7 protein-coding genes are annotated in these 6496 nt (G+C 50.4%); 3 read left to right on the forward strand and 4 right to left on the reverse strand.

What is annotated here, in order from left to right:
* A partial coding sequence (locus tag EDF78_RS25405; RefSeq protein ID WP_208294507.1) for a hypothetical protein occupies nt 1-194 on the reverse strand: 194 nt, incomplete at its 3' end.
* A 79-nt stretch (nt 195-273) separates the two neighbouring features.
* The gene (tssI, locus tag EDF78_RS25410) at nt 274-2379 is read right to left on the reverse strand and encodes a type VI secretion system tip protein VgrG (RefSeq protein WP_133824209.1); all 2106 of its coding nucleotides are present in this window, start codon (nt 2377-2379) and stop codon (nt 274-276) included.
* A gap of 287 nt (nt 2380-2666) precedes the next feature.
* Here tssI and EDF78_RS25415 point away from each other — a divergent pair, with 287 nt between their 5' ends.
* The 3 genes from EDF78_RS25415 to EDF78_RS25425 all read left to right on the forward strand — a co-directional run bounded on the left by EDF78_RS25415 (nt 2667) and on the right by EDF78_RS25425 (nt 5331).
* Nucleotides 2667-3692, forward strand: a complete 1026-nt coding sequence (locus EDF78_RS25415) for a S66 peptidase family protein (RefSeq protein WP_133824210.1) — start codon at nt 2667-2669, stop codon at nt 3690-3692.
* Between the two features lie 252 nt (nt 3693-3944).
* Entirely contained in the window at nt 3945-4784 is an 840-nt protein-coding gene (locus EDF78_RS25420; RefSeq protein ID WP_243839490.1) for a winged helix-turn-helix domain-containing protein, read from the forward strand.
* Nucleotides 4774-5331, forward strand: a complete 558-nt coding sequence (locus tag EDF78_RS25425; RefSeq protein ID WP_095923728.1) for a FidL-like protein — start codon at nt 4774-4776, stop codon at nt 5329-5331. Before EDF78_RS25420 ends, EDF78_RS25425 begins: the two co-directional genes overlap by 11 nt.
* Before the next feature lie 6 nt (nt 5332-5337).
* Here EDF78_RS25425 and EDF78_RS25430 read toward each other — a convergent pair whose 3' ends face one another.
* Nucleotides 5338-5610, reverse strand: coding sequence for a helix-turn-helix transcriptional regulator (locus tag EDF78_RS25430; RefSeq protein ID WP_095923729.1), 273 nt, complete (start codon nt 5608-5610; stop codon nt 5338-5340).
* A 25-nt stretch (nt 5611-5635) separates the two neighbouring features.
* Nucleotides 5636-6496 (reverse strand): fimbrial protein (locus tag EDF78_RS25435; protein ID WP_133824211.1); only part of this gene is annotated, 861 nt, incomplete at its 5' end.

Raw genomic sequence — 6496 nt, forward strand, 5'->3', positions numbered from 1 at the left:
GTCAGGTCGGTCTCGCCCGGCAGCACCTTGGCGCCGAGCGACGGGTTGACCGGATTGCCCTTTATGAGTCCGCCGGGACAGACCGAGCAGGCAATGCCGGAAGGCGCGCCAATCAGCACGCTGGCGGAGCCCTGAACTATCGGGCCGCCGTACAGCGTGGCATCGCCCTGACGGGCGGCGGGTTGTCCTGCCATTGTTCTCTCCTTGTATTAGATTTTTCTGTCCATGATCCGAGTTTGTCTGCCGCATATCTGAAAACACGTAGAATAGCGTTCAGCCTTTCGGAGTTGCTGGTGCTTTCTGACTCGCACCGCCATTAAGTTGTATTAGCATGCTGTCACCATTCAGGGCTGTCAGGGTCTGCAATTCAATATGTTGCCCGTTAAGATAAATACCGCCGTCACTGGTGAGCACCAGCCGCGCCTTGCCACAGACTAACTCCAGATGTTCACCCGCAGAGTAGACGGCTACCTTCCCCATACTCTCAACCTTACGTTCACCCACTGTCAGCGACATGGTTTTGCCGATATCAGCGCTGTAACTTTCCCCGACAAGAAGTGATTTACTCATTCCCACCTGAGAAGCTTGTACCAGCCCCACAGTGGTGTTCATCGCTACGCCCACACTGGTTTGGGAAAAGATCCCCACGTTCAATGCACGGGCAAGACCCACTGTCTCAACCTTATTCATGCCGATGGTTTCGGTCTGGTTCATGCCAACATTGAGACTTTGATTCATACCCACTGTTTCTTTTTCATTCATCAGTACTGCGATAGTTTGGTTTTTATTGACCGTCACAGACTGATTAGCCTTTACCAGTTCGGTATGATTGTTATCAACCGTCGTACTCCGGTTGTTCAGCACCTCGGTACGCATATCTTTCTGCGCGTGCATGTACAGTTCTTCCGCGCCGGTCGCGTCTTCGAACCGCAGTTCGTTAAACCCCTGACTTTTATAGGACTTCGATTTGATCGACATCTGGGTTTTCTTACCCGGCAGGCCATTGGGCACGATGTTACTGGCGTGATAGGTACGACCGGTCACTATCGGCTGATCGGGGTCGCCGCCCAGAAAATCCACAATGACTTCCTGACCGATGCGGGGAATGGCGATGGCCCCCCATCCCTGTCCGGCCCAGGCCTGGGAGACCCGCACCCAGCAGGAGCTGGTGTCATCCCCTTTGGCCTCGCGGTCCCACGGAAACTGCAAACGCACGCGTCCGTGGTTATCGGTATAGATTTCTTCCCCGGCAGGGCCGACGACTTTGGCTATCTGCGGGCCGTCCATGACCGGTTTATTGCGCGGCGACGGTCGCCAGGTCTGTTTTCCCGGTACAAAATTGAACTGACAGGTGAGCGTGGTGCCCTGTCCCCCTGAAGAAGTCAGCCGGGCCTGCGGCTGCGAACCGGTATGAACAGTGCTTACCGGCTGCCAGCGGGTGTTCAAATCAGGGCGCGGATGCGCCATCAGCGTAAAGCGAACGCCGGGCTGAAGCGCAAATGCGTTGCTCTGCCCCTGCCCCTGCTGGGCATCATTGCGCAGCCCCTCGAGACGGTACTGAGTAAAGTTTTTACCGCTGTTATCCTTGTAACGCCCCGGGTAGTCATAGTGTTCATACGTTTCCTGCTGGTTCTGCAGGTCTTTACCCATCTGGTTAAATCTGGCGTCCCATGCGGGCGTTTTGAAGGTGTAATCCTTGAGTGTCACCGACGCCGTGCGGACGCGGCTGCCGCAGCGGAATGAACTGATGCAGGTGACCGGAGAGGCGGAAGCGTCCGTTGCGTTGTACGGCAATACCGGCCCCGCTCCCAGAGCAGCCACGTCGTCAGCGAATACCAGCGTATGACCGCCTTCATCAAATTCGAAGAAGTAAAAAATCCCTTCTTCCGCCGTGAGTCTCTGAATAAAATTCAAATCCGATTCGGCGAACTGAACACAGAACTCACGCTGCGGATGGGGGTTTTTAAAGGCATAGGCGACTTTGCTGATGCCATTCTCTTTCATCAGTATGCTGAGGATGGTCTGAATATCCTGGAGTTGAAAAATCCGCGAATTATGTCGCAACGTGGCCCGCCACAGCGCGGGGCGTATCACCATATCGTACTGGGTCTGACCTTTACCGGTATCGCCCTGCTCAAATGAAGACACAACGCCGCTGATGCAACGTTGCAAAATGCCAGTATCCATCACGGTGAGCTTTGCCGTGGTGTCCAGGACTGCAGCGAAATCCACCGCAGGATCTGTGCTCACCACACTGACCTGCAGACTAAAAGGCGTAGAAAATGATTCCGTCAGCGTAAAATTCGCGACAGCAAAGGTAGCGGGCGGTAAACCGCCTGCAGTCAGGGAGAAATTAAGTCCGGTTAATGAAGAGAGCATAATCATCCTCTACGATGAACAATATCCATATAAATTAAGAGGACTTTACAACAAAGACATCGGAAGTTCAGACCAGAAAGGCAGTGTTCTCGGTTATAATTTTTGCCAAATCAGCAGGAATTTCTGTGAGTTACCCATTATCCCTTGTTTTACAAGTATAAGGAGTGGCCTGAGGCAAGTTTTTTATGCTCATTTATCGATGGAGTCGCCCCCATAAAGTCATATAAAACCGTAGGTTGAACTGATACATTGCAGGTTGAACATTGAGCAGATTTATAGGATGTAATATGCCCTCTTCAGATACCCCGCTGTTCCCGCCCGCCCTGAAAACCGGCGATACCATTGGTTTTTTCTCTGCTTCTTCCCCCGCTACCGCTACAGCGCCAAACCGTTTTATGCGCGGGAAAAAATTCCTGGAAGAAAAGGGATTTGTCCTGAAAGCGGGTGCACTCACCGGACAATCTGATCACTATCGTTCGGGTTCCATCGCCGGACGCGCGGAGGAACTGAATCAGTTGATCCGTGACCCGAAGGTACGCTGTGTGATGTCGACAATTGGCGGTAATAACTCGAATTCCCTGCTGCCTTATCTCGATTACGATGCACTGCGCGCCGATCCAAAAATTATTGTGGGTTATTCCGATACGACGGCCTTGCTGGCCGGGATTTATGCGCAAACCGGGTTGATCACCTTTTACGGTCCGGCTCTGGTGGCTTCTTTTGGCGAATTTCCGCCGCTGGTGGATGAGACCTATGCCTCTTTTGCTGACATCCTGATGACCCGCCGCAATACGCCTTACCGCTACGCGTTGCCGCCTTTCTGGACAGATGAAAAACTCAACTGGGATGATGTAACCCCGGTCAGAGCGAAAACCTTGTATGCCAACACCTGCCGTTTTCTCGGCAAGGGTCGCGTTGAGGGGCGAGTCATCGGTGGCAATCTGAACACAATGTCAGGCATCTGGGGCAGCCCTTATATGCCGGAAATCCGTCAGGGCGATATTCTTTTGATTGAAGACAGCCTGCTAAATATCGCCACGGTGGAACGTTCTTTTTCGATGCTGAAACTCAATGGCATCTTCGATCGCGTGGGTGCCATTGTGCTCGGTAAACATGAATTATTTAACCCTGCAGGAACAGGCAGACAACCCGCTGATGTGCTGCGGGAAGTCCTCAACGGACAAGATATCCCGCTGGTCGATGGTTTTGACTGCTGCCATACCCATCCGATGTTGACGCTGCCACTGGGCGCCCGTATTGCTGTCGACTTTGATCGCCAGCACGTGGAAATTGTCAGCCCGTATTTGCAATGATCCTCCGTAAATCACGTACTACTAAAAATCCGTACGTGATTTATATCTCTTCAGACCCCACGCGATCTCCCTCATGAAAATGACTTGTCTGTAAACATTTACGACAGGAATCTGTTTTTAAAATAGAACGGTTTATACTGGCGGTCCTGTCATGCGATATATAAATGAAAAATCCGACAGGGTGCGCATTGTTCTAATTACCTGAAGTGATGCGGAAGCAGGATATTCTAAACAGGGAGACGTGAGATGCATATGAATTATCTGATTGAAAATCAAATTATCTTCAATGCGGAGGATAACTCTCTTTCATTACGAGGCGATTCAGAAAGTAAGATCGCAGTATCGAATCCTGCACGTAGGATATTATTATTGCTCATTGAACAGCAGGGTATGGTTGTCGACCGTGAAACATTCTTTAAGAAAGTATGGGATGACTACGGCCTCACGGCAAGTAATAACAACCTCAATCATTGCATCAGTAAATTACGGAAAGTGATGGTTACGTTAGGCTATCTTAATGAGTTTATTGTTACTGTGCCCAAGGTTGGCTTTACCATCCGGAAAGAGATTGTCATTGAACCTTGTATCAGTGACGAGACTGTCCCGACACCGGAAGTCCGGCAGAAAACAGCGCCGTATATTGACGAGATTATTACAGCGGCACCCCGGTTCCCGCGCGCCGATAAGGAACCCGGCTTCCTTCGCGACAAGCATCAGCAAGGCTTTGTGATCATTCTGTTAGTCACTACTGCGCTGACGGCATGGGTCTTTTTGATTCTGCACAATGGCATACGTGACCCGAAAGCGGAACTGAAGATCGCCTGGTCCGGCGCTTGTGATTTGTATTCAACCGCACCGGTGACGTTATCCCGCAGAGGTGAGTTTATTACTCTGGCCAGTCAATTTCTTAAGGACAAGAATATTCCCTGTAAGTCAGGCGATATTTTAATATTCCAAAGCGAGCGTTTTTCATCGCCGATAAACACCGGTTCAGTCCGTGATTTTATGGCGCAATGCAGCACCGACGATAATGACAAGGCTAACATTTGCATAAGCTATTATACAAATGACAGGACCACGCATGACAAGTAATAAGAAAAATATGTTCTATAGCAGGAAGACTATTCTCTTGACTCTTCTTCCGGCGACTGCCCTGTTGCTATTCATTTTATATGAGATTTTATCCCCTGCAGATCAGAATGCGTTTCCGGTAAATATACCGTGCCGGGGAAATATGATCGTAGAAGCACGGTATGATAATCAGAGAGCCAAAATGGTCAGTACATTGTATTTCAGCTTCCTTGATGGAAACAAAATTTTAGTTTCATTAAGTGGAACCGGGTACTTATACGACAAGGATGGCAATCTGATTGCACGTAAAACATTGCTGAGGAACATTTATTATCACTATGTTCACGAAAGCAAAAGTACCAACACGTATTCACTGACCAGTCGCCAGATAAACATCGACAGTGTTGATGATATGGACTGGGGGATTTCATCCCTGCTGCTGATGAACAGCTTTTTCCTCAGTGGTCATACCGATACCCTGGTTCTGAAAAAATATGACGACAATACCTTGCTGATAGAAAGTAATCAGTCGCCATTTGCCCTGTGCGTATTCAAAAAGAGTTTCTGACCCTATTTATTTGTAATAGAGATACAGATGAAATCCGCAGGCCTGTGCATACCGGGAAAGCGTACAGAAACTGGCCTGTGCGGGCCTTTTTTCCAGACGGGTAATGGCTGGCGGCGTGACCCCGAGCCGTCTGGCCAGTTCTGTTTTACTTAATCCGGCATCTTCACGCAGGGTTTGCAGTAGAGCATTGATCTCGGATTCAGCGATAAGTTCGGGTGCCTGTGCGGTATAAACCGGTTCCTCAAGCGCCTGCGCCCGTAATTTTGCCGTTCTTAGCATGTCATTCTCCGTTTCTTATCGGCTGTCAGTAATAATTAATTTTGACGATCACTGACGCATCAAACTGCCCGAGAGACAGCGCCCGGCCGGGGATCGCACTCAGTTTTGCAGTGAAATTTTTGGTCACCTCATTCACGTTATTCAGTTCGGCAAAGTCATCGTAACGGTTAAAGGTAATCGCCTGATCCTGATCGTTATAGAGCATCAGCCTGGCGCCGTTTTGCAGGTCAATCGCGGTGTTATCCAGCAACGGACTGGCGGTGGAAAACTCGGCCTGTAGCGAGAAATTATCCAGACACCCCTGTTTCACCGCTTTGATGGCAAACGGCAGCGAAATGCCGGACGAGCGCGATAAGGTGGTTGACTGGATCGCGCCGAAATCCACAATCTGGGATTCCGGGTACACCTTCAGGTCGGAACCGCAGGCCAGAAAGCGGATCCCCTGCAGCCCTGACAGGTTGTATTTGAGGTTCTTCGCCCCCGGCGTTTTATTGATGCCCCGGCTACCATCGAGCTGAAACACCGTAAACTGGTCGGCTCCCTGATAATGTCCGCTGGAAGGCGCATTGCCGCTGACTTTGATATACAGACGGAACGTGACATTCACCGTCACATTTTGTCCTTTTTTGATCGGCTCGCTGTTGGTGCTCAGGCGCTGCTCGTTTTGTTCCAGATCCTGCCCGTTATAGCTGACGCCCAATAACAACCCTTCGCCAATCGACTGGGATTTGGGGTTGAAGTAGAAATGCACCACGTCAATGATCGACCCCAGCACGTTGTCGCAATAGGCCGTCACGTTGATGTCATTGGATTCCCACACCTTGGTTCCAGGGGGAACATTGGCCGGGATCGCCAGTTGCCCGACCGGGATCGCCGGTTTATCCAC

It is taken from the genome of Rahnella sp. BIGb0236, assembly GCF_004364755.1.
In the GTDB taxonomy this organism is placed as follows: Bacteria; Pseudomonadota; Gammaproteobacteria; order Enterobacterales; family Enterobacteriaceae; genus Rahnella; species Rahnella victoriana.